This window comes from Mesorhizobium sp. CNPSo 4671 (genome assembly GCF_057784245.1).
In genome coordinates, this window is the sequence record NZ_JBWLUW010000006.1 from 146775 (window position 1) to 169580 (window position 22806).

The 22806-nt window shown below is 63.4% G+C and carries 20 protein-coding genes; 9 read left to right on the plus strand and 11 right to left on the minus strand.

Annotated features, from left to right (window positions below; translation table 11 throughout):
* Positions 1-9: 9 nt before the first annotated feature.
* Both AC04SF_RS18795 and AC04SF_RS18800 read right to left on the minus strand, forming a co-directional pair.
* The gene (locus AC04SF_RS18795; RefSeq protein ID WP_488479048.1) at positions 10-912 is read right to left on the minus strand and encodes a proline iminopeptidase-family hydrolase; all 903 of its coding nucleotides are present in this window, start codon (positions 910-912) and stop codon (positions 10-12) included.
* 54 nt (positions 913-966) lie between these two features.
* Positions 967-2475, minus strand: a complete 1509-nt coding sequence (locus AC04SF_RS18800) for a leucyl aminopeptidase (RefSeq protein ID WP_488479049.1) — start codon at positions 2473-2475, stop codon at positions 967-969.
* A gap of 263 nt (positions 2476-2738) precedes the next feature.
* Here AC04SF_RS18800 and AC04SF_RS18805 point away from each other — a divergent pair, with 263 nt between their 5' ends.
* Positions 2739-3641 (plus strand): LysR substrate-binding domain-containing protein, encoded by a 903-nt coding sequence (locus AC04SF_RS18805; RefSeq protein WP_202350251.1) that lies wholly within the window; start codon positions 2739-2741, stop codon positions 3639-3641.
* A 194-nt stretch (positions 3642-3835) separates the two neighbouring features.
* The gene (locus tag AC04SF_RS18810) at positions 3836-5293 is read left to right on the plus strand and encodes an NCS1 family nucleobase:cation symporter-1 (RefSeq protein ID WP_096446205.1); all 1458 of its coding nucleotides are present in this window, start codon (positions 3836-3838) and stop codon (positions 5291-5293) included.
* A gap of 61 nt (positions 5294-5354) precedes the next feature.
* Here AC04SF_RS18810 and AC04SF_RS18815 read toward each other — a convergent pair whose 3' ends face one another.
* The 5 genes from AC04SF_RS18815 to tpiA form a co-directional block, all read right to left on the minus strand.
* Entirely contained in the window at positions 5355-5900 is a 546-nt protein-coding gene (locus AC04SF_RS18815) for a DUF1697 domain-containing protein (protein ID WP_488479050.1), read from the minus strand.
* 15 nt (positions 5901-5915) lie between these two features.
* Positions 5916-7553, minus strand: a complete 1638-nt coding sequence (pyrG, locus tag AC04SF_RS18820; protein WP_488479051.1) for a CTP synthase — start codon at positions 7551-7553, stop codon at positions 5916-5918.
* Positions 7554-7769: 216 nt separating this feature from the next.
* Positions 7770-8894 carry a L,D-transpeptidase gene (locus AC04SF_RS18825; protein WP_488479052.1) on the minus strand — a complete coding sequence of 375 codons (1125 nt, stop codon included), beginning with the start codon at positions 8892-8894 and terminating at the stop codon, positions 7770-7772.
* Positions 8895-9106: 212 nt separating this feature from the next.
* Complete coding sequence (gene secG / locus AC04SF_RS18830; protein WP_488479053.1) at positions 9107-9577, minus strand: preprotein translocase subunit SecG; 471 nt, start codon at positions 9575-9577, stop codon at positions 9107-9109.
* A gap of 167 nt (positions 9578-9744) precedes the next feature.
* Positions 9745-10515 (minus strand): triose-phosphate isomerase, encoded by a 771-nt coding sequence (gene tpiA, locus AC04SF_RS18835; RefSeq protein WP_096446213.1) that lies wholly within the window; start codon positions 10513-10515, stop codon positions 9745-9747.
* 143 nt (positions 10516-10658) lie between these two features.
* Between tpiA and AC04SF_RS18840 the strand changes: the two genes are divergently transcribed.
* Genes AC04SF_RS18840 through AC04SF_RS18860 form a run of 5 tightly spaced genes read left to right on the plus strand, consistent with a single transcriptional unit; the run spans position 10659 to position 16064 of the window.
* The gene (locus tag AC04SF_RS18840) at positions 10659-12551 is read left to right on the plus strand and encodes a SurA N-terminal domain-containing protein (RefSeq protein ID WP_488479054.1); all 1893 of its coding nucleotides are present in this window, start codon (positions 10659-10661) and stop codon (positions 12549-12551) included.
* Positions 12548-13558, plus strand: a complete 1011-nt coding sequence (gene trpD, locus AC04SF_RS18845) for an anthranilate phosphoribosyltransferase (RefSeq protein WP_096446217.1) — start codon at positions 12548-12550, stop codon at positions 13556-13558. Before AC04SF_RS18840 ends, trpD begins: the two co-directional genes overlap by 4 nt.
* A gap of 3 nt (positions 13559-13561) precedes the next feature.
* Positions 13562-14374, plus strand: a complete 813-nt coding sequence (gene trpC / locus AC04SF_RS18850) for an indole-3-glycerol phosphate synthase TrpC (protein ID WP_488479055.1) — start codon at positions 13562-13564, stop codon at positions 14372-14374.
* Between the two features lie 2 nt (positions 14375-14376).
* Entirely contained in the window at positions 14377-14859 is a 483-nt protein-coding gene (gene moaC, locus AC04SF_RS18855; RefSeq protein ID WP_096446221.1) for a cyclic pyranopterin monophosphate synthase MoaC, read from the plus strand.
* A complete protein-coding gene (locus tag AC04SF_RS18860; protein ID WP_488479056.1) occupies positions 14859-16064 on the plus strand; it encodes a molybdopterin molybdotransferase MoeA in 1206 nt (401 codons plus the stop codon). Before moaC ends, AC04SF_RS18860 begins: the two co-directional genes overlap by 1 nt.
* Before the next feature lie 45 nt (positions 16065-16109).
* On the opposite strand, the gene AC04SF_RS18865 is transcribed toward AC04SF_RS18860, so the two are convergent.
* Complete coding sequence (locus AC04SF_RS18865) at positions 16110-16940, minus strand: alpha/beta hydrolase (protein WP_488479057.1); 831 nt, start codon at positions 16938-16940, stop codon at positions 16110-16112.
* Positions 16941-17254: 314 nt separating this feature from the next.
* Between AC04SF_RS18865 and AC04SF_RS18870 the strand changes: the two genes are divergently transcribed.
* Positions 17255-18880 (plus strand): AMP-binding protein, encoded by a 1626-nt coding sequence (locus tag AC04SF_RS18870; RefSeq protein ID WP_488479058.1) that lies wholly within the window; start codon positions 17255-17257, stop codon positions 18878-18880.
* Positions 18877-19713, plus strand: coding sequence for a tryptophan 2,3-dioxygenase (gene kynA, locus AC04SF_RS18875; RefSeq protein WP_322414133.1), 837 nt, complete (start codon positions 18877-18879; stop codon positions 19711-19713). Before AC04SF_RS18870 ends, kynA begins: the two co-directional genes overlap by 4 nt.
* A gap of 67 nt (positions 19714-19780) precedes the next feature.
* Here kynA and kynU read toward each other — a convergent pair whose 3' ends face one another.
* Genes kynU through AC04SF_RS18890 form a run of 3 tightly spaced genes read right to left on the minus strand, consistent with a single transcriptional unit; the run spans position 19781 to position 22756 of the window.
* Positions 19781-21028 carry a kynureninase gene (gene kynU / locus AC04SF_RS18880; RefSeq protein WP_488479059.1) on the minus strand — a complete coding sequence of 416 codons (1248 nt, stop codon included), beginning with the start codon at positions 21026-21028 and terminating at the stop codon, positions 19781-19783.
* 19 nt (positions 21029-21047) lie between these two features.
* On the minus strand, positions 21048-21971 hold the full coding sequence (locus AC04SF_RS18885; protein ID WP_488479060.1) for an ABC transporter permease: 924 nt from the start codon (positions 21969-21971) through the stop codon (positions 21048-21050).
* A gap of 5 nt (positions 21972-21976) precedes the next feature.
* Positions 21977-22756, minus strand: coding sequence for an ABC transporter ATP-binding protein (locus AC04SF_RS18890; RefSeq protein WP_488479061.1), 780 nt, complete (start codon positions 22754-22756; stop codon positions 21977-21979).
* Between the last annotated feature and the right edge of the window lie 50 nt (positions 22757-22806).

A 22806-nucleotide genomic window follows, 5' to 3' on the forward strand; every position in this document is an offset into this window, starting at 1 on the left:
CCCCTTTTCTCAGTTGTCGTTGTCGTCCAGGAAGTCTCCCACCACCCGCATGCACGCCTCTTGCTCCTCGACATGCGGCATGTGGCTGGAATGCTCGAATATCTCCCAGTGCGATCCTTTGATGCCGTCCTTGAACGGCTGCACGGTCGCTGGCGTGGCCTCGTCATAGCGACCTGATATGATCAACGTCGGAACATCGACGGCCTGTAGGCGATCGATGATGCTCCAATTCTTCAGTGTTCCGATGACATGGAACTCGTTCGGCCCATTCATCAGATGATAGACGGTCGGATTGCGTGCGATCTGGGCGAAGGTCTCCGTCACCTCGGGCGGGAACGGCACGCGGCAGACATGCCGTTCGTAGAACCGCATCGTCGCTTCCTGGTAGGCCGGATCGTCCGTCGTGCCGGCCTGTTCGTGCCGGGCCAGTGTCTCCTGCACATCCCCGGGCAGGTCGGCGCGCAGGCGGTCGGCTTCTTCGACCCACAGCTTCATCGAAGCCGGTGAGTTGGCGATGGTCAGCGACTTCAGGCCTTTCGGCTGCGTCACCCCATATTCGGCACCTAGCATGCCGCCCCAGCTCTGGCCGAGCACATGGAAGCCCGCGCGGATGCCAAGATGGTCGACCAGGTTTTCAAGCTCGTCGATGAAAAGCCGGGGTGTCCAGAAATCGGCGCCCTTCTGCGGCAACAATGTGGAATTGCCGCAACCCAACTGGTCGTAGTGGATGACGGCGCGGCCTCGTCGGGCAAGAAGCTTGTAGGCATCGACATAGTTGTGGGCAGCGCCTGGCCCGCCATGCAGGATTACCACCGGGGCCTTGTCGGCATCGAGGTTGCCAGAGATTCGATACCAGGTTTCATAGCTGCCAAAGGTGGCACGCCCTTCCCTGCCAATGATCTCAGACGACATCCCGATTTCCCATCCCGTTTGAACGCATTTCGTGTTGTCCGTAACAGCAGGCGCCTAGTTCACCCTGGCCTGCACCCACTCTTCCAGCATCTGGACGCCGAACGCCGTGGCGCCTTCGCGCCCGAGCGGCCGATCCGCGTCAGCCATTTCCTTACCGGCGATATCGAGATGCACCCAGGGACGATCCTCGGTGAAATGGCGCAGGAACGCCGCCGCGTAGGGCGCGTCACCGTCTTCCATGTCCTTGGCGTGGTGCCGGATATCGGCGAAGGGCGATTGCAAGCCCTCGTCATAGGCTTTGTCGAGCGGCAGTTGCCAGAACCGCTCGCCGACCGTTTCCCCCGCGGCGATCATCTGCGACGCGATGGCATCGTCGGTACTGAAGAGACCGGCAAAGACCGATCCCAGGCCGCGCATCACCGAATAGGTCAGCGTCGCCAGATCGACGATCACCGAGGGGTTGAAGCGCGAGGCGGCATAGTAGAGGCAATCGGCCAGGATCAGGCGCCCCTCCGCGTCCGTATCGAACACTTCGACCGTCTGACCCGAAGCTGTGGTGATGATGTCGCGCGGCTTGAGCGCGGTGCCGGATGGCATGTTCTCGGCAATACCCAGAACGCCGACGGCATGCACCGGGCTGGCTTGCCGGGCGAGCGCGATCAGCAGGCCGACCACCGCCGCAGCACCGCCCATATCGGCCTTCATGTCGAACATCTGCTCGCCGCGCTTGATGCAGAGACCGCCGGAATCGAAACACACGCCCTTGCCGACGAAGGCGAGCGGCTGCGAGGGAGCGCCCTTGCCGCGATAGCGCAGCACAGCGACGCGCGGCGGCCGCGCCGACCCGGAGCCCACGGCCAGGATCGCGTTCATGCCGAGTTCCTTCAGCCGCGACGTATCGAGTATCTCGACATCGATGCCGGCTTCGCGCAGTGGCTCCAGATGATCGTGGAAATTGTCGGGATGGAGATGGTTCGGCGGCAGATTGACCAGCGTGCGCGCATATTCGACGCCGTCCGCAATGGCATTGATCCGCGCCAGCGCCGGGGTCAGTTCCGCACCGTTTGCTCCGACCAGTTGCACCCGCAAGGTGCGATCCGAGCCCGCACCCTGGCGCCGGTTGCGCATGTCGAAACGATAGCGCCGCAGCCGCATGCCAAGTGCGACGCGCGCCAGGATTTCGGCTGCGGGCAGGTCGACGCCGTCGATGGGGTCGAGGACAAGCGTGGCGGCGCATTCGGACTTGCCTTCCAGATGCGCGGCAAGCAAACCGCCGGCGCGTGCCAATGACAGCGCGCTGACGGCTTCGGCTTTGCCCAGGGCCAGGATGATGACGCGCCGGGCCGATACGCCCTGGGGGGCGATGAGATCGATGCAGGTGCCGGATTCGGCCAAGACGGCCGGGTCGGAGCAGGCACGGGACAGAATGCCGCCCATTTCGGCGTCCAGTGCCGCTGCCCGGGGGCCAAAGCCTGTCTGGGCAGTCTGCAAGATCACGACGACAGAGGTTTCCGCGGAAATCTCGTCCGCCGTTTCAAAGACCGGCACTGGCGATTGAGGCATAGACTGGCATTCTCCCATTTGCCTGTGACCTCCAGCCTTGGCGCAGCGTGCCTTACGCGCAAAGCTTCGCCCGCCAATGGCGGAAACCGGTTAGGCTGGTCTCTGCCGTTGGTGGAATGGTGCCGGAGGCCCCGAATAATTGTTTTCAGATGGCGACTTGGTCGCTCTTGCCTTTTGGGTATCCCTGAACAGGCCACGCGATCAAACGCCAATTTTGCCCAAGTCGATTGACAAAAACTCAATCGACAATTCATGATTGGCCAATGGCCCTACCCTCACTCAACGGCATGCGCGCTTTCGAGGCCGCCGCACGTCTCGGCAGCGTCAAGGACGCAGCCGAGGAATTGCACCTCACACCCTCCGCCGTGAGCCGCCACATCCGCGCGCTTGAAAAGAATCTCGGCCAGGATTTGTTCGAGCGCGGCTTTCGCCAGATCACGCCGACCATCCGGGGCTCTTACTATGCGCGCAGCCTCTCCGAAGCGTTCGAGGCCATCTGGCGCGCTACCGACGATGTCAGCCTCGCCGACGGCCCGAGCCACAGCAGAACGCAACGTGTCCGGGTCCTTTGCGTGCCGGCAGTCCTGAACCTTTGGCTGGCGGACCGTTTGCCGAACTTTCGCAAGCTGCATCCGGCGGTGGAACTGGAGATCTCGACGTCGGGCAAGCGCGCCAACTTCGATTTGGCCATTGTCGACGAGTTTGTCTATAAGGCCGGCCCGGCCTTGACGCTGCTGATCCCGCTGGTCCTGACGCCGGTCTGTGCGCCCTCGCTGCTCGAAGGACCGGTGCCGCTGCGGTCACCCGCCGATCTGGTCAACCATCACCTGATCCACGAGTGCGAGTCCATGAGATGGAGGCGTTGGCTGGAGCAGGAAGGCGTTTTGGACACGACGCCGAAATCCAGCACGACGCTGGATGATTGCACGCTAATCATGCGCGAGGCGATCAATGGCGCCGGAATAGCGCTTGCCGATACGATGATGGCACAGGATTTTCTGCAGCAGGGCAAACTTGTCGCGCCGTTCGACGCCCGTCATACCTACCCGGCCGGCATCTACCTGCACCAGCGGCGCAGCATCGGCAACAAGCCGGGCACCGGCCTGTTTCAGGATTGGCTGTTGTCCGAAGTCGAGGACCACAAGCGAGTGATGGCTATCGCTTAGCCAAAATTCGAATCACTCGCCCCATGGAATTCAACAGCGGCTCACCATTGCGCCCCCTCGATAATCGCGGTTCGCATTGAATATCTTTAAGGCCAAAGCCGGCAAATGGGTTGCTTGTCGGTTCCCCTACGTCAGGCTTAACCTGCACGGCCATCGCGTGGAGGCGCGTGGCCAATCAAGGGGAGGACATTGCAGTGACCATAGAAGGCGCATCGCCTGACCTGTACAACGAGGATCTCGCTCCGGCCAAGGTTCGAAACTGGGGACCGTTTTCGATCTTCAACGTCTGGACGTCGGACGTCCACAGCCTGTGGGGCTACTATCTCGCCGCCAGCCTGTTCCTGTTCTGCGGCGGCTTCGTCAACTTCATCATCGCCATCGGCATCGGCTCGCTGATCATCTACGCGCTGATGAACATGGTCGGCTATGCCGGCGTGAAGACCGGCGTGCCCTACCCCGTGCTTGCCCGCGCGTCCTTCGGCATCTGGGGCGCCAACATCCCTGCACTCGTACGCGCCATCGTCGCCTGCTTCTGGTACGGCGCGCAAACCGCCGCCGCATCGGGCGCCATCGTGGCATTGCTCACCCGCCTGCAATGGTTCGACGAGTTCAACAAGACCTCGCATCTTCTCGGGCATTCCACTCTGGAAGTGATCTGCTTCGTCATCATCTGGGCGCTGCAGCTGCTGATCATCCAGAAGGGCATGGAAACGGTGCGCCGATTCCAGGACTGGGCGGGGCCTGCCGTCTGGGTGATGATGCTGCTCCTGGCCATCTATCTCTGCGTCAAATCGGGGAGCTTCGCCTTTACCAGCGATATTCCGATGGATGTCCTGCGCGAAAAGACCGCCGACGCCGGCATTCCGGGCGATCCCGGATCGTGGACGGCACTCTTCGGGGTCGCGGCGATCTGGGTGACCTATTTCTCGGCGCTCTATCTCAATTTCTGCGACTTCGCCCGCTACGCGCCGGACAAGGCCGCGCTGCGCAAGGGCAACATCTGGGGCCTGCCGGTCAATCTGATCCTGTTCTCGCTGGTTGCCGGCGTCACCACCATCGCTGCCTATGACGTCTATCACGAGGTGCTGCTGCATCCCGACCAGATCTCAGCCAAGTTCGACAGCTGGTTCCTGGCTGCGCTTGCCGCGCTGACCTTCGCGGTGGCGACGCTCGGCATCAACGTCGTCGCCAACTTCGTCTCGCCGGCCTTCGACTTCTCCAACGTCTTCCCGCGACAGATCGACTTCAAGAAGGGCGGCTATATCGCGGCTCTGATCGCGCTGGTGCTCTACCCCTTCGCGCCGTGGGAAGGCAGTGCAGCGCATTTCGTCGGCATCATCGGCGCGACGATGGGGCCGATCTTTGGCGTGATGATGGTCGACTACTACCTGATCCGGAAGGGCGAGGTCGACGTCGAGGCGCTGTACCGCGAGAATGGCGAGTTCCGCTTCCAGGGCGGTTGGCATGTCAATGCCTTCATCGCCGCCGGCATCGGCGCAGTCTTCTCCTCGATCCTGCCGAACTTCACCAACTGGCTGCCGTCCTGGTGGGGTGTCTATGGCTGGTTCTTCGGCGTCGCCATCGCCGGCATCATCTACTACGTGCTGCGCACTGCCGCTGTCGGTGCCGGAGCGAAAACGGCAAAGGCCTAAACAAGGGAATAAGGCAGTAGGGCTTAGGCAGTAGAGAACGCTTTCCCCTACTGCCTACTGCCTACTGCCTACCCTCTACCATTTCCGCCAACTTGCGAACCGTGTTCCAGTTGCGCGAGGTGCCGATGCCGAGGCGTTTGTGGTTCATTGCCGCCAGCAGCCGCGACGTTGGCCTCTCGCGCGAAAAGACGACCCAGATGTCGCCGGCGGACGGCAATACCTTCTCGTCCCCGGCGGCATAGGCTTGCAGCGCCGCGACGCCCTCCACGGGCGCGGGTTTACGCATCACCCGCACAGCCACCTGCTCGCCCGATTCAGCTGAATCGGCCGGAAACGGATTGCCAGCGGCAAGTTTCAGCCATTCCTCGGCAGTGCGCACGATGATGTCGACATGGCGGCCGAAGGTTTTTTCGAAGGCCGTTTCCAGCCGCTGTTCCAGCTTGCCGATATCGGTCGCCCGCGCTTCGAAGACCAGATTGCCGGTCGCCACCAGCGTGCGCGGGTTCTTCAGGCCAAGGCCTCCCGCCATCGCCTTGAGGTCCGACATGACGACCCGGCGCCCCTCACCCAGGATGATGCTGTAGAGGAGCGCGACATAGGTTTGCATGGCAGCGCTGCCGGCTTACACCAGCCTTGACTGTTCCACCGCCGCCTCGATGAAGCTGGCGAACAGCGGATGCGGCTCGAGCGGCCGGCTCTTCAGCTCGGGATGATACTGCACGCCGATGAACCAGGGGTGGTCGGGATACTCAACCGTCTCCGGCAGCACGCCGTCTGGCGACATGCCGGAGAACACCAGGCCGCAATCCTCGAGCCGCTCCTTATAGTCGATATTGACCTCGTAGCGGTGGCGGTGGCGCTCGGAAATCTGCGTGTCGCCATAGATGTCGGCGATCTTCGACCCCTTGGCAAGGTCGGCCTGATAGGCGCCAAGCCGCATCGTGCCGCCGAGATCGCCGGTCTCGCGGCGCTTCTCCAGCATGTTGCCCTTCAGCCATTCGGTCATCAGGCCGACGACGGGCTCGTTGGTCGGGCCGAACTCGGTCGAAGACGCGTGCTCGACGCCCGCCAGCGACCGCGCAGCCTCGATACAGGCCATCTGCATGCCGAAGCAGATGCCGAAATACGGCACCTTGCGTTCGCGCGCGAACTTCGCCGCCAGGATCTTGCCTTCGGAGCCGCGTTCACCAAAGCCACCGGGAACCAGGATGCCATGCACCTTTTCCAGCCACGGCGTCGGATCCTCCTTTTCGAAGATCTCCGATTCGATCCAGTCGAGCTTGACCTTGACGTGATTGGCCAGCCCGCCATGCGAGAGCGCCTCGATCAGCGATTTGTAGGCGTCCTTGAGACCGGTATATTTGCCGACGATGGCGATGGTCACCTCGCCTTCCGGGCTGTGGATGCGGTCCGACACCTTCTGCCAGGGCTCCATGCGCGGCTTCGGCGCCGGATCGATGCCGAAGGCGGCCAGCACTTCCGAATCGAGCCCTTCCTTATGGTAGGCCATCGGCACGTCGTAGATATGCGGCACGTCGAGCGCCTGGATGACGGCGCTTTCCCGGACATTGCAGAACAGCGACAGTTTTCTGCGCTCTTCCTTGGGAATGGCGCGGTCGGCACGCACCAGCAGGATGTCGGGCGCGATGCCGATGCCGCGCAACTCCTTGACCGAATGCTGGGTCGGCTTGGTCTTCAACTCGCCCGCCGTCGGGATGTAGGGCATCAAGGTCAGGTGCACATAGACGGCATTGTTGCGCGGCAGATCATTGCCGAGCTGGCGGATCGCCTCAAGGAACGGCATCGCCTCGATGTCGCCGACCGTGCCGCCGATCTCGCACAGCACGAAATCATAGTCGTCATTGCCGTTGAGGACGAAATTCTTGATCTCGTCGGTGACGTGCGGAATGACCTGCACGGTCGCGCCGAGATAGTCGCCGCGCCGCTCGCGCTCGATGATGTTCTTGTAGATGCGGCCGGTGGTGATGTTGTCCTGCTGATTGGCCGAGCGGCCGGTGAAGCGCTCGTAATGGCCAAGATCGAGATCGGTCTCGGCACCATCATCGGTGACGAACACCTCGCCATGCTGGTACGGCGACATCGTGCCGGGATCGACATTGAGGTACGGGTCGAGTTTTTTGATGCGTGCGCGATAGCCTCGCGCCTGCAGGAGAGCCCCAAGGGCCGCTGCGGCAATGCCTTTTCCAAGTGAGGAAACCACGCCGCCTGTGATGAATACATATCGCGCCATGGGAGTCATCGCTTAACGCGGCCGGATTGATTCCGCCAGAGAAAAAACCACCGCGAAGGCTTTTTCCCAAGAAGGCGTCGGACCATGATCCCGAAAGCGGGATCCGGTTTTCTCGGACAAACGGTTTCCGTTTGTCCAGGGATCACGACCGAACAGGCTTGATCGTGAACGAGGCAAAACAAAAGGGCCGGCTGAGCCGGCCCTTTCGGCAGGATGGTGGAACCGTCAGATGATGACGACTTTGGTGCCGACTTTGACGCGGCTGTAGAGATCCATGACGTGCTCGTTGATCATACGGAAGCAGCCATTTGAGGCGCTGGTCCCGATCGACTGCGGCGCAATGGTGCCGTGGATCCGCAGATGCGTGTCCTTCTTGCCGTCATAGAGGTAGATGGCGCGCGCGCCGAGCGGATTCTGGCCACCGCCTGGCATGCCGTCCTTGTACTGGCCGTAGTGCTTGGGCTCGCGCTTCTGCATGTCGAGCGTCGGGATCCAGCGCGGCCATTCCTGCTTGTCGCCGACCGCGACCGTGCCCTTGAACTGCAGGCCTTCACGACCGACGGCGATCGCGTAGCGACGCGCGGTCGAAAACGATTCGACGAGATAGAGGCGGCGCGCGCTGGTGTCGATGACGATGGTGCCCGGCTCATAGCCGGTGAACTCGACATCCTGCGGTACGAATTCCGGCTTCACCTTGAACGGCTTCTTGGCGTCCCTCTTGGCAAGAGCCTGGTCGAGAGCCCGCGTCTCGGGCAGATAGCTGATCGACGAGCCGGACGAGGTGCCGCCGAACAGGCCGGCGAATAGGCCGCCGCTTGGCTGATTCTGGCCGACGACCTCGCTGCGCAGTTCGCTATTGTTGCCGGTCAAGGCGACATTCATCGCCTCGGCCGGAAGCGGCTCGGCCGACTGGATCGGCGCCACCGGCGTCAGCGGTTCAATGATCTTGGTGGTCTTCTTGGCTGGCTTGGCCTCGGCCACTTCGGTTGCTGGAGCTGGCTTGCCCCTCTTGGCCAGGAAGGCCTGCCGTTCCGCGTCGGCCTTGGCCTTGGCCGCTTCACGCATCGCCAGCTTCCTGGCTTCGAGCGCCTTGGCCTTGGCGTCTTCCTTGTCGGCGACGATCTTGGCCTCGATCTTCTTGATCTGGGCGAGATCGTCCGGTGTCGGGTTTTTCTTCTTCTTGAGAAGCTTCAGTTGCGCCGCATCGCTTTTGACCGCTGCGACGGGGATGGCGTCGGTTTTGTCGACCGACTGATTGGCGGCCAGATTGGCCGGCACGCCGGCGAAAGCCGGGGAACTCAGGCCGAGTACGGCGCAAAGTCCCAAGAAAATGAAGCTGCGAAGCTGCATGGCGAAGATCCGATCGTTCAATGCTTGTTGCCCACGGCGTCGCCCGGCGTCCCCCAAGGACACCGAAAATGCCGCGTGCAATCTATAGTCGAATAAGCGCGGGCGCCTCAAGCGCGAGACCCCGCCGCTGCCCGTCGAATCTTCGTGAACGCGCAGCATTTGCCGCGACTGTGTTCAAACGATCACAGGTCGCGGTTTGGACCAGATGGAGCTTACTGGTTCGGGACCTGCGGTGCCGCCGGCGCCGTGTTGGTGGTGCCGTTGCTTGCCGGCGGCGTCGAACCAGAGGCCGGCGCGGTCGCCGGAGTTGCCGGCGCAGGCGTCGTCGCAGCGCCATTGCCCGACGGCGGTGTCGGGGTGGTGCTGCCGGCGGGCGCCGGGGTCGTCGTGCCAGGCAACTGGTTGAGCACGCCCTTGCCGTCCGAGGTCGCGGGGACGCGATCGAGAATGTCGATGGGCTTCTCGCCGTAGCGGGCAATGATCGACAAGGTGAGCGACGTGACGAAGAAAGCCGCCGCCAGAATCGCCGTTGCGCGCGTCAACGCGTTGGCGGCGCCGCGCGCCGTCATGAAGCCCGATCCGCCACCAATGCCAAGGCCGCCGCCTTCTGAGCGTTGCAGCAGCACCACGCCGACGAGGGCGAGCACGACCATGAGATGGATGACGATCAGTACGGTTTGCATAGTTTATCCTGGCAAGGCCTTGCCCGGCCGCGGACACGACCGGTGAATTGGAGGCGGCTCAATACAATGCTTTCACGGCATTTCCAAGCCCGTGGCCGGAATATGGGAAGCAACGCGTCCTTTGCAACGAATTTGGACGGGATGCGACCCGCCCATCGTCGTGATTATCAGCCTGAAATGCTGCGATAGGCTTCGGCGATACCCAGGAAATCAGCCGCTTTCAGGCTGGCGCCGCCCACCAGCGCGCCATCGACATTCCTGACGCCCAGCAGCTCCACCGCATTGGACGGCTTGACCGAGCCGCCATAGAGGATGCGCATCCTGGCGGCGGCGGCGCCGAGCTTTTCCGACAGTTTTTCGCGGATATGCGCATGCGCTTCGGCCACATCGGCGGCCGTTGGGGTCAGGCCGGTGCCAATCGCCCATACCGGCTCATAGGCAATGACGGTATTGGATGGCGTAGCACTCGGCGGCACCGAGCCGTCGACCTGGCGCGCCAGCACGTCGAGCGTGGCGCCAGCCTCGCGTTGCTGCTGCGTCTCGCCGATGCAGACGATGGCCACAAGCCCGGCGCGCCACGCGGCGGAGGCCTTGGCCTGGACCGTCGCATCGTCCTCGCCACGTTGTTCGCGGCATTCGGAATGGCCGACAATGACATGGCTCGCGCCGGCGTCCTTCAGCATCTCGGCCGAGATGCAGCCGGTGTAGGCGCCGCTTTCCTTGGTGTGGCAATCCTCGCCGCCTGCATGGACCGGCGTGCGCGACAGAATCTCCGCGGCATGCGAAAGCAGCGTCGCGGGAACGCAGACCAGGGCCTCGGTCTCCGCGTCGAGCCCGCTCATGAACCCATTGCCGATCATCCTGAGTTCGTTCAGCGAGGCGCTGGTGCCGTTCATTTTCCAGTTGCCGGCGACAAGCGGGCGAATTCCTGGCGTCATGGTCTGCTTCTCCGGGCGATATCAAGCTCTGGCCCTCACTACCAAAATCAGGCCACAAAGCAATCGACAGTGGGCCGGAAGGGCGCTATTGCGCTTGTTTCAAACTCGGCGCATGCGAAAATGCGCATAAATCGGAAGTAACGATGCTTGGTATATTGAGAAGCGCGGCGGGTACCTGGGTCGCGAAGACATTGCTCTCGCTGCTGGTGGTCAGTTTTGCCGCCTGGGGCATCTCCGGGAAGCTGATGGGCGGCTTTGCCGGCCACGATTCGGTGATTACGGCGGGTGGCACCAAGGTGTCGATCAACGAATACCGTCTCGCCTATGATCGCCAGCTTGCCGTCATGTCGCAGCAGTTCGGTCAGCGCCTCACCCATGAACAGGCAAAGGCGCTCGGCATCGACAATCAGGTGCTGGCGCAGCTCGTTTCCGGCGCCGTGCTTGACGAACAGGCCCGCAAGCTTGGCCTCGGCCTGTCCAAGGACCGGCTGGCCGAACTGACGCGCGAGGATCCGGCGTTCAAGGGCCCAGGCGGCCAGTTCGACAAGAGAACATTCGAGTACATGCTGCGCCAGGTCGGCATGCGGCCCGAAGACTACCTCAAGAACCGCGCCCAGGTGGCCGTGCGCCAGCAGATCGTCGAAGCGGTCTCTGACGGGCTCAAGGCGCCGGACACTTTCTTCAAGGCGCTGGCGCTCTATCGCGGCGAGGACCGCACCATCGACTATCTGGCCTTGCCAAAGACGCTCGTCGAGCCGATCGAGGCACCGAGCGACAGCGTGCTTCAGGCCTATTTCGAGACCAACAAGAAAACCTACGCTGCCCCCGAATACCGCAAATTCTCTTATGTCCGCCTCGAGCCGGTGGACATCATGGATCCGACCGCCGTCACCGACCAGCAGGTCAACGACGATTACAACAAGAACAAGGCGCGCTACACCACGCCCGAAATGCGCACGATCGAGCAGCTTGTGTTCAAGACGCCGGATGCGGCCAAGGCAGCGCTCGATTCGCTCAAGGCCGGCGCCACCTTCGAAAAGCTGGTGACCGCCGAAGGCAAGACCCCGGCCGACACGCTGCTTGGCACACTCGCCAAGGACAAGATTGCCGACAAGGCGGTTGCCGATGCCGCTTTCGCGCTCAACGCCAATGAAGTCAGCCAGGTCGTTCAGGGCACCTTCGGTCCGGTGCTGCTGCGCGTCACCGAGATCAAGCCCGAGGTGGTGAAGCCGCTCGCCGAAGTCTCCGACCAGATCCGCAAGGACCTGGCGCTTGGCGAGGCAAGCCGCATCCTGCTGGACGTGCACGACAATTACGAAGACACCCGGGCTTCCGGCAGTTCGCTGGCCGAGGCGGCCGCCAAGCTGAAGCTGAAGGATATCACCATCGACGCAATCGACCGCAGTGGCCTCCGGCCGGACGGCTCCATCGTCAAGGACCTGCCGGAATCGCCGGAGCTGATCAAGGCGGTCTTCGACGCGGAACCCAACACCGAAAACGAAGCGCTGACCACGGCCGACAACGGCTTCGTCTTCTATGAGGTTGCTTCGATCACGCCGGCTCGCGACCGGACGCTGGACGAGGTCCGCAAGAAAGTTGTCGCCGACTGGACGGCGGCGGAGACCACCAAGCGGCTCGCCGCCAAGGCGGGCGAGCTCGACAAGCGGCTCAAGGCCGGCGCCACGCTCGACGTCATCGCCAGTGAGCTCAAGCTGGAGAAGCAGACCAAGCGCGGCCTGAAGCGCGAAGCCGACGATGCCGATTTTGGCAAGGAGGGCGCTGCCGTGATGTTCGGCGTCGGCGAAGGCGGCACCGGGTTGATCCCCTCGCCCACCGGTGACGGACAGATCCTGTTCAAGGTCGCCGAAGTGTTCGAGCCCGCCGGGGCCGATGCCAGCTCAGTGCCGGAGGACGCACAGAAATCCTTCACCTCCGGCATGTCGGACGATCTGCTCGACCAATTGGTGGCGCAGTTGCAGACGCAGTACGACGTCCGCATCGACCAGGCCGCCGTTGCCCAAGCCGCGACAAGATGAGCGCGCTGAAAACCCATATCGCCAAGGTGGCGGCTGGCACCGCGCTTTCCTTCGAGGAAGCGCGCGAGGCCTTCGACATCATCATGTCGGGCGACGCGACCCCAGGCCAAATCGGCGGCTTCCTGATGGCGCTGCGCGTGCGCGGTGAGACGGTCAGCGAGATTTCAGGCGCTGTTGCCACCATGCGGGCCAAGATGCTCCGCGTCGAGGCGCCCGCCGGTGCCATCGATATCGTCGGCACCGGCGGCGACAATTCCCACAGCGTCAACATTTCGACGGGGTCGGCCTTCGTCATCGCCGCCGCTGGTGTTCCGGTCGCCAAGCACGGCAATCGCGGCCTGTCCTCGCTGACCGGTGCCGCCGATGTGCTGATCGCGCTCGGGGTCAAGATCGACCTCTCGCCCGAGTTCATCGGCCGTTGCATCCATGAGGCGGGCGTCGGCTTCATGTTCGCGCCGGCGCATCACCCGGCGATGAAACATGTCGGCCCGACCCGCGTCGAGCTCGGCACCCGCACCATCTTCAACCTGCTCGGTCCCCTCTCCAATCCGGCTGGGGTAAAGCGGCAGATGGTCGGCGTGTTCCTGCCGGAATGGATCATGCCGGTTGCCGAGACGCTGAAGGCGCTGGGCACAGAGCATGCCTGGGTCGCCCATGGCGATGGCTATGACGAGATCACCACCACCGGCGAGACCCATGTCGCCGAACTGGTTGGCGGCGAGATCCGCAGTTTCACGCTCACTCCGGAAGAATTTGGGCTGAAGCGCCACACCAAGGACGAGCTGCGTGGCGGCGACGCCGCCTACAATGCCAAGGCCTTGCGCGACATGCTGGGCGGCGCTGCCGGTGCCTATCGCGACACCGTGCTGATGAATGCCGGCGCTGGACTGGTGATCGCGGGCAAGGCGACGACGCTCGGCGACGGCATCGCGCTCGCCGCGCAAGCCATCGACAGCGGCCGGGCGCTGCAGGTGCTCGACCGGCTGGTCGAAATTTCAAACGGGTGAACCGTGTCTGACATTCTGCGCAAGATCGAGGCTTACAAGCGCGACGAGATCGCCGCGGCCAAGGCACGCGTGCCGCTGGCCGAGATCAAGGCGCGGGCAAAAGACGCCGACGCGCCGCGGGGCTTTCTCGCCGCACTCGAGGCGAAGCGCGGATCGGGCAACTTCGCCCTGATCGCCGAAATCAAGAAGGCGAGCCCCTCCAAAGGGCTGATCCGGGCCGACTTCGATCCGCCGGCACTGGCGCAGGCCTATGAGAAGGGCGGCGCCGCCTGCCTTTCTGTCTTGACGGATGGGCCGTCCTTCCAGGGCGCTCCGGAATTTCTCACCAAGGCACGGGCAGCCGTCGCCCTGCCCGCGCTGCGCAAGGATTTCCTGTTCGATCCCTACCAGGTCTATGAGGCGCGCGCTTGGGGTGCCGACGCCATCCTGATCATCATGGCCAGCGTCGATGACGCCCTGGCGAGCGAATTGGAAGCGACCGCATTCGAACTCGGCATGGATGCGCTGATCGAGGTGCATGACGAGGCAGAAACGTTGCGCGCTGTAAAACTGTCGTCGCGGCTGATCGGCATCAACAACCGCAATCTGAGAACGTTCGAAACCAGCCTCAAAACCTCGGAGCGGCTGGCGCCGATGGTGCCGAGCGGTCGCCTGCTGGTTAGCGAGAGCGGCATTTTCACCCATGACGACTGCCTCAGGATGCAGAAGACCGGCATCGGCACCTTCCTCGTCGGCGAAAGCCTGATGCGGCAACAGGATGTCACCGCGGCAACGCGCCTGCTTTTGACGGGCAAGGCGCTGGCCGAGGCCGTCTGACGATGACAGCTGCCCTCACCCATCTCGGCGCGCAGGGCGAGGCCAACATGGTCGATGTCGGCGACAAGCAAGAAACGACGCGCACGGCGATCGCCGAAGGTTTCGTGTCGATGCAGCCCGAGACGCTGAAGACCATCCTCGCCGGCAACGCCAAGAAGGGCGACGTGCTCGGCACCGCGCGCATCGCCGGCATCATGGCGGCGAAGAAGACGCATGAGCTGATCCCGCTCTGTCATCCGCTGCTCCTCACCAAGGTTTCCATCGACATCGAGCCCGACCACGCGCTGCCCGGCCTGAAAGTCACCGCGCTGGCGCGCGTCACCGGCAAGACGGGCGTCGAGATGGAGGCGCTGACCGCAGCATCGGTCGCCTGCCTGACCATTTACGACATGGCCAAGGCCGTGGACCGCGCCATGGTCATCTCCGGCATCCGCCTGGTGGAAAAGACCGGTGGCAAGTCCGGCGACTACAAGGCTGGCGCCTGATGGCGCTGGTTCCGGTCGCGGAGGCGCTCGAACGCCTGCTGGATGGCGCAGCGCCACTAGCCCGCGAAAGCGTTGCTCTCCTCGAAGCGGTCGATCGTGTGCTGGCGGAGCCTGTCGTGGCGCTGCGCACCCAGCCCCCCTTCAATGCCTCGGCCATGGATGGTTATGCCACCCGCGCAGCCGATGTCGCGTCGGCGCCGGCGCGACTTTCGGTGATCGGCATGGCGCCGGCCGGGCGCAGCTTTGACGGCTCCGTTGGCGAGCGCCAGGCCGTGCGCATCTTCACCGGTGCTCCGCTGCCTGAGGGCGCCGACACCATCGTCATCCAGGAAAACGTCCGGGATCTCGGCGACGGCCATATCGAAGTGACCGAGCCGACGGCGGAGTGGCGCAACATCCGCCGTATCGGCCTCGACTTTTCCAAAGGCGACGTGCTGCTGGAAACAGGCCGCGTGCTCGACCCGGCGGCGCTTTCGCTGGCGGCATCGGCCAACCATCCCACGGTTACGGTCGTCAGGCGCCCGCTGGTCGCCATCATCGCCACCGGCGACGAGCTTTTGCCGCCCGGCAGCGAACTCGGGCCCGACCAGATCATCTCGTCCAATGCCTATGGCGTTGCTGCGGCGGCGCAATCGGTCGGCGCTCGCGCGCTCGATCTCGGCATTGCCGCCGACCGCAGGGACGCCATTGCAGCGCTGGTGCAAAAAGCGGTCGCGGCCGGTGCGGATGTTATCGTCACGCTTGGCGGCGCCTCGGTCGGCGACCACGATCTGATCCATGACGTGCTGACCGGCGAAGGCATGGAACTCGGCTTCTGGAAGATTGCCATGCGCCCCGGCAAGCCGCTGATGTTCGGCCGCCTCGGCGCCATCAAGTGCATCGGCCTGCCCGGCAACCCGGTGGCAAGCCTGGTCTGCTCGCAACTGTTCCTGAAGCCGCTGCTGGCAAGGCTCGGCGGCCGCAATCATCACCAGGACATCCGTCCGGTGCGGCTTGGCGCCGCAATGCCGGCCAATGATCTGCGCCAGGATTATGTGCGGGCGGTAGTCAGGGAAGACAAGGACGGGCTGGTGGCGACGCCGTTCAGCATCCAGGACTCCTCGATGCTGAGGATGCTGGCCGACGCCAACGGGCTGATCGTGCGGGCACCGTATGCCCCCGCATCCGCTGCCGGCGACACTTGCAGCGTGCTGATGCTGCGCTGAAGAACCGCCACATAAACCGCTGATAATGTGGAAAAATGATCTCGGTTATTCCGAGATCAAGGTTCGCGTCAGTGCGTGCGCCGGATCGGCGAGGCCGTCGACAATGTCGTAATGATGCCGGTCGGGCTCGACCACGGCACTGGTGGTGGCGCCAAGGCCGGTCCAGATGTTGGCCAGCAACGCAGTCTGGCGCAGGAACTCCGAGCGCTCGCCACCGCCGACCCAGCAAGTGATGCGAACGCCGTCCATCGGCCGCAGCAGCGCCGGGCTTTCGGTCAGCGCCTCCGGTTCATCGATCGCCAGTGCCGCATTGTGCCCGGTGAACATAAGCGGACGCAGATCATGCAGGCCTGAAATCGAGACGACGTGGCGAATGCGCTTCGCCACATCGGCTGCCAGCGGCGTTGACATTGTCACCATGCGGCTGGCGAGGTGTCCACCGGCCGAATGCCCGGTCAGCATCAGCGGTCCCTCGACCATTGCCGCCGCCTTTTCGATCGCCGCGCCGATTTCGCGGACGATGCAGGCTATGCGTATGTCCGGGCACAGCGTGTAGGACGGCATCGCCACGGCAAAGCCGTTGCCGACCGCGCCCCTGGCCAGGTGCGACCAGTCGTTCTTGTCGGACTCCAGCCAATAACCACCATGGATGAACACGACGAGCCCCTTGGGCGAAACCTCGGGAAGGAAAAGATCGAACCGATTGCGCGGTCGCTCGCCATAGGCAATGTCAATGCGAGCCCGGCCCTCAGCCAATAGCCCGTCCCGAAACGCTTGCGCCGGTTCGGTCCATGCGGCCGGCCAACGGTCGCTCCCGGCGATATTCGCACCATTGGCGTAGGCATTGTCCCAATCGGCAATGCGGTGTTCGAGCATCGGCACCCTCCCCAAAGCGCATCCGTTTGGCGCTAGCAATGGCGGTCACCATGCCATGCGTCAATGCCTCGTGGCAAAAACATTTTAGGCTTGAAACAAATTTCGACTGGTGCGATCCTGCCTGACGAAACAGCCGACAATGGGAGGTCTGCTGTGCTGTCCAAACCTGCGGATGTTCACCCTTCAAGGTGGCATCGTCGAACAGGTGTAGCCAGCCGCACGAAGCCTCTCGCGAAAAGACGGGAACTTCATATCCACCACCTCGGACAGGTGCTTCGCGCATCTGACCAGGCAGCAAATGGGATGGCGGCGAGATGCTTGGGCCTTCAGCGCATATCGACACGTTCACGCGCGATCATCTGCCCCCGCCGGATCAATGGCCGGATTTCCTGCTCGACGGCTTCGACTATCCCGAACGCCTCAACGCCGGCGTCGAATTGACCGACAGGCTGGTCGAGAAGGGGCTTGGTGATCATACCGCCCTGATCGGCAATGGCCGCCGCCGCACCTACAAGGAACTGTCCGACTGGACGAACAGGCTGGCGCACGCGCTGGTCGAGAATTACGGCGTCAAGCCGGGCAATCGGGTGCTGATCCGCTCTGCCAACAACCCGGCAATGGTCGCCTGCTGGCTGGCAGCCACCAAGGTCGGCGCCGTGGTCGTCAACACCATGCCGATGCTGCGCGCCGGCGAACTCGCCAAGATTGTCGACAAGGCTGAAATAACGGTAGCGCTTTGCGACACCAGGCTGATGGACGAGATGACCGCCTGTGCCAAGGACAGCGCGTTCCTCAAGCAGGTCATCGGCTTCGACGGCACTGCCAACCATGACGCCGAACTCGACCGCATCGCCCTCGACAAGCCGGTCACCTTCAGCGCCGTCAACACCGGCCGCGACGATGTCGCGCTGCTCGGCTTCACCTCGGGCACGACGGGCGTGCCGAAGGCAACGATGCATTTCCACCGTGACCTGCTGATCATCGCCGACGCCTATGCCCGTGAAATCCTCCAGGTCACACCGGACGATATCTTCGTCGGCTCGCCGCCGCTCGCCTTCACTTTCGGCCTTGGCGGGCTCGCCATCTTTCCCCTGCGCTTTGGTGCTGCGGCGACACTGCTGGAACAGGCGACGCCGCCCAACATGATCCACATCATCGAAACCTACAAAGCGACCATTTCGTTCACCGCGCCGACCGCCTATCGCGCCATGCTGAAGGCCATGGATGAAGGTGCCGATTTGTCGTCGCTGCGCGTTGCCGTTTCCGCCGGCGAGACCTTGCCGGCTCCGGTCTTCGAAGAGTGGACGCAGAAGACCGGCAAGCCGATCCTCGACGGCATCGGCGCCACGGAAATGCTGCACATCTTCATCTCCAACCGTTTTGCCGACAGGAAGCCGGCATCGACCGGCAAGCCGGTCGGCGGCTACGAAGCGCGCATCGTCGACGACGCGATGCGTGAGGTGCCGCGCGGCGAGACCGGGCGGCTGGCGGTGCGTGGCCCAACCGGCTGCCGCTACATGGCCGATGAAAGGCAGAAAGAGTATGTGCGCGACGGCTGGAACCTCACCGGCGACACTTTTACCCAAGACGAGGACGGTTTCTTCCACTTCGCCGCGCGTTCCGACGATATGATCGTCAGCGCCGGCTACAACATTGCCGGGCCCGAGGTCGAGGCAGCGCTGCTGTCGCATCCCGATGTCGCCGAATGCGCTGTCATCGGCGCCGAGGATGGCGAACGCGGCCAGATCGTCGAGGCGCATGTCGTGCTGGTGCAAGGCGTGGCGCCCGATGCGTTGACCGTCAAGCGCCTGCAGGACCACGTCAAGGCAACGATCGCGCCCTACAAATATCCGCGATCGGTCAAATTCATCGCCGCGCTGCCCAAGACCCAGACCGGCAAGATCCAGCGATTCCGGCTGCGCACGGAGAAAATCCATTGAGCGAACCCTACGATCCGGCGTCTGAAGGCGCGCAGATGTCGTTCAAGGAACGCATGTCCTACAGTGACTATCTGCACCTGGAGAAAGTGCTGGAGGCACAGACGCCGCTGTCGTCGGCGCATGACGAAATGCTGTTCATCATCCAGCACCAAACCTCGGAACTCTGGATGAAACTCGCTCTGCACGAGATCGGCGCCGCGATCCGCTCGATTCGCGCCGACCGGCTCGAGCCGAGCTTCAAGATGCTGTCGCGCGTCGCCCGCATTTTCGAGCAGCTGAACAATGCCTGGGACGTGCTACGCACGATGACGCCGAGCGAATACACCGAGTTCCGCGACGCGCTCGGCCAGTCCTCCGGCTTCCAGTCCTGGCAATACCGCGCCATCGAATTCATGGCCGGCAACCGCAACCTCGCAATGCTCGGACCCCACAAGCACCGGCCGGACCTCAGCGGCAAGCTGGAGGCGATCCTGGCCGAGCCATCCCTCTATGACGAAGCCCTACTGCTTCTGGCGCGCAACGGATTCGACATCGGCGCCGATGCCAGGCGCACGGACTGGCGAGAGACGCGCAGTGAAAATGAAGAAGTCCTGGTCGCCTGGCAGACCGTCTATCGCGATCCGCAGCGCTACTGGATGTTCTATGAGCTGGCCGAGAAGCTGGTCGATTTCGAGGACTATTTCCGCCGCTGGCGCTTCAACCACGTCACCACGGTCGAGCGCATCATCGGCCTGAAGCGCGGCACCGGTGGCACCTCGGGGGCGTCCTATCTGAAGAAGATGCTCGAGGTCGTGCTGTTTCCCGAACTGTGGACGGTCCGCACCCGGCTTTGACTTTTTGCTTTGGCGCAATTCCGGACGGAAAACCGCTTCACACTTTTCCTGAAATTGCGCCGACGTCTCAAGTAACCGCGGTCTTGACCGCGAAGCGCGCCTCCTGCCAGGCGCCGGTGCGCAGGATGTCTTCAAGCACCTCAACCGCCTGCCAGACGTCGTTGTAGCCGACATAGAGCGGCGTGAAGCCGAAGCGGATGGTCGACGGCGCGCGGAAATCGCCGATCACGCCGCGCTCGATCAGGGCCCGCATCACCTGGTAGCCATGTGGGTGGAGGAACGACACCTGGCTGCCGCGCGCATTGCCGTCGCGCGGACCTTCGAGTTCGAGGCCGTAGGCGCCGCATCTGGCTTCGACGAGCTGGATGAACAGGTCGGTGAGTGCGATGCTCTTCTTGCGCACCGCCGCCATGTCGACATCGTCCCAGATATCCAGAGCCCCTTTCAGCGCCCGCATCGACAGCACCGGCTGCGTGCCGCACAGGAACCGGCGGATGCCGCTGCCGGCCGTGTAGCTTTGCTCGAAAGCGAAGGGTCGCGCATGGCCCCACCATCCGCTCAGCGGCTGGTGGACATCGTCGTGATGGCGTTTCGCGGCATAGATGAAGGCCGGCGCACCCGGACCGCCATTGAGATATTTGTAGGTGCAGCCGATGGCGAAGTCGGCGTTCGCGGCATCGAGCTCGACCGGCAGCGCGCCGGCCGTATGGCAGAGGTCCCAGATGATCAGCGCGCCGACCTGATGGGCCTTGCATGTCAGGGCGGCCATGTCGCGCAATTGTCCGGTTTTGTAATTGACGTGGTTGACCAGGATGACCGCGACGCGCTCGTCGATCAGCTCCTCAATGGTTGGCGCGTCGACGCCTTCGAGCCGCAGCACCGTGCCCGGCCGCGTCGAGGCCACGCCTTCGGCCATGTAGAGATCGGTCGGGAAACTGTCGCCCTCGGCGACGATGACCGAGCGGTTCGGCCGCATGCCGAGGGCGGCATGCAGCACCTTGTAGATGTTGATCGAGGTCGTGTCGCAGACCACCGTCTGGCCGGAAGCGGCGCCGATCAGACGTCCCAGCTGATCGCCGAGCGCGACCGGCATGTCGAACCAGCCGGCGGTGTTCCAGGCACGGATGAGGTCCTGCGCCCATTCCTGCGTCGCGGCCTTCTGCAGTTCGTTGAAGACGGCGGGCGCCGCGGCGCCCAGCGAATTGCCGTCGAGGTAGATCACACCTTCCGGCAGAATAAAGCGGTCGCGCATGGCACGCAGCGGGTCCGCCGCATCCATGGCTTCGACGGCGGCGAGATCGATCGTTGCACGCATGATTTGTGACATTCCCTGGTTATTCACGGATCGCTTCGCGCGCGGGCGCGGGTCCCCGGCTGCGCTTGAGGCTGGGCAGAGCAAGCATGGCCAGCACGAACAGGCCCGTGGCAAGCTTCAGGTCAGGCGGCGGCATGCCGGCGGCAAGGCAGAACGACACCAGCTGGTAGTAGATGATCGCGCCGGCAAAGGGCGCCAGCAGTTGGCGCCAGACGGTCTGCTTGCCGACGACCGCCTCGCCGATCATCAGCGCGGCCAGGCCGTTGATGAGGATACCTAGCCCCATATTGACGTCGGCAAATCCCTGCGACTGCACCATCAGCGCGCCGCTCGAGGCCGAAAACGCGCTCGCCAGTCCGACACCGCCAATGGTCGCCGCCCAGACATTGATGCCTTGCGCCTCGGCCATGTCTGGATTGGCGCCGACGGCGCGCACGGCGGTCCCCTTCTCGGTCCTGAAGAACATGTAGAGCGCGGCGAAGACGACGAGCGCGAGAAGGCCGGCGACAACGATCTTGCTGGCGGGGAAACCTGGCCGCGCGAATGGCACCCAGTCAAACACCATTGGCGAGCCGAAAACGGAGAGGTTGGACTTGCCCATGATGCGAAGGTTGATGCTGTAGAGCATCGTCATCATCAGGATGCCCGCGAGCAGCGTGTGGATGCGAAAGCGCAGATGGATGAAGGCGGTGCAGCAGCCCGCCGCGAAGCCCGCCACGAATGCGACCACGATGCAGGTCAGCGGCGATACGCCGGCAGCCAGAAGCACGCCGCAGACGCAGCCGCCCAGTGGAAAGGCGCCTTCGCTGGTGAGATCGGGAAAATTCAGCATGCGAAACGGGATCATGATGCCGAGCACGACAAAGGCCAGGATCAGGCTTTGCGCCAGGGTGACCGGCATGATCGCGACGAAGCTGGTGAGAACCTCCTGAATAAAACCCATGATGATCAGCTCGCCAGCAACATGCGGTCGGTCTTGACGGAAAAATGGCTAATCAGGTCGATCACCGTGACCCTGGCCTTCTCCTCGCCGGTAACTTCCAGCAGGACCCGGCCCGCGTCGAGCATGATCACCCGGCTGCCATAGTCGACGGCGTGCTGCATGTTGTGGGTCACCATCAGCGTGGTCAGCTTCAGCGCGTTGACGGCGCGCACCGTCGCCTGCATGACGATCTCGGCCGTGCGCGGATCGAGCGCTGCGGTATGCTCGTCGAGCAGCAGCAGGTCCGGCGATCCGCCGACCGCCATGATCAGTGACAGCGACTGACGCTGCCCGCCCGAAAGCAGGTCGACGCGGGTGTCGAGACGATTTTCGAGGCCGAGGCCCAATATCGACAGGCGCTCCTTGTAGGACGCAAGCCGCGTGGCGTTCAGCCCTTGTCGCAGCGTGCGTTTTTGGCTGCGCAGATCAGCCAGAAGCATGTTCTCCGCCACGGTCATGCTGGCGGCGGTGCCGCGCATCGGATCCTGGAAGACACGCGCCAGTCTTGTGGCGCGCTTGTACACCGGCATAGCTGTCACATCGGCGCCGTTGATCAGGATCTTGCCGGTATCCAGGACAAGGGCTCCGGAAATGGCGTTGAGCATGCTGCTCTTGCCGGCGCCGTTGGAGCCGATGACGATGCCGAACTCACCTGTAGCCAGTGACAGGCTGAGGCCGTCCAGCGCGACCTTCTCGTCGGCCTGGCCCTTGTAGAATACTTTGCGCGCGGATCGGATATCGAGCATCGTTCCTCCCTGGCGTAAACGGTGACGGCGCCAACGCCGTCACCCCCGCA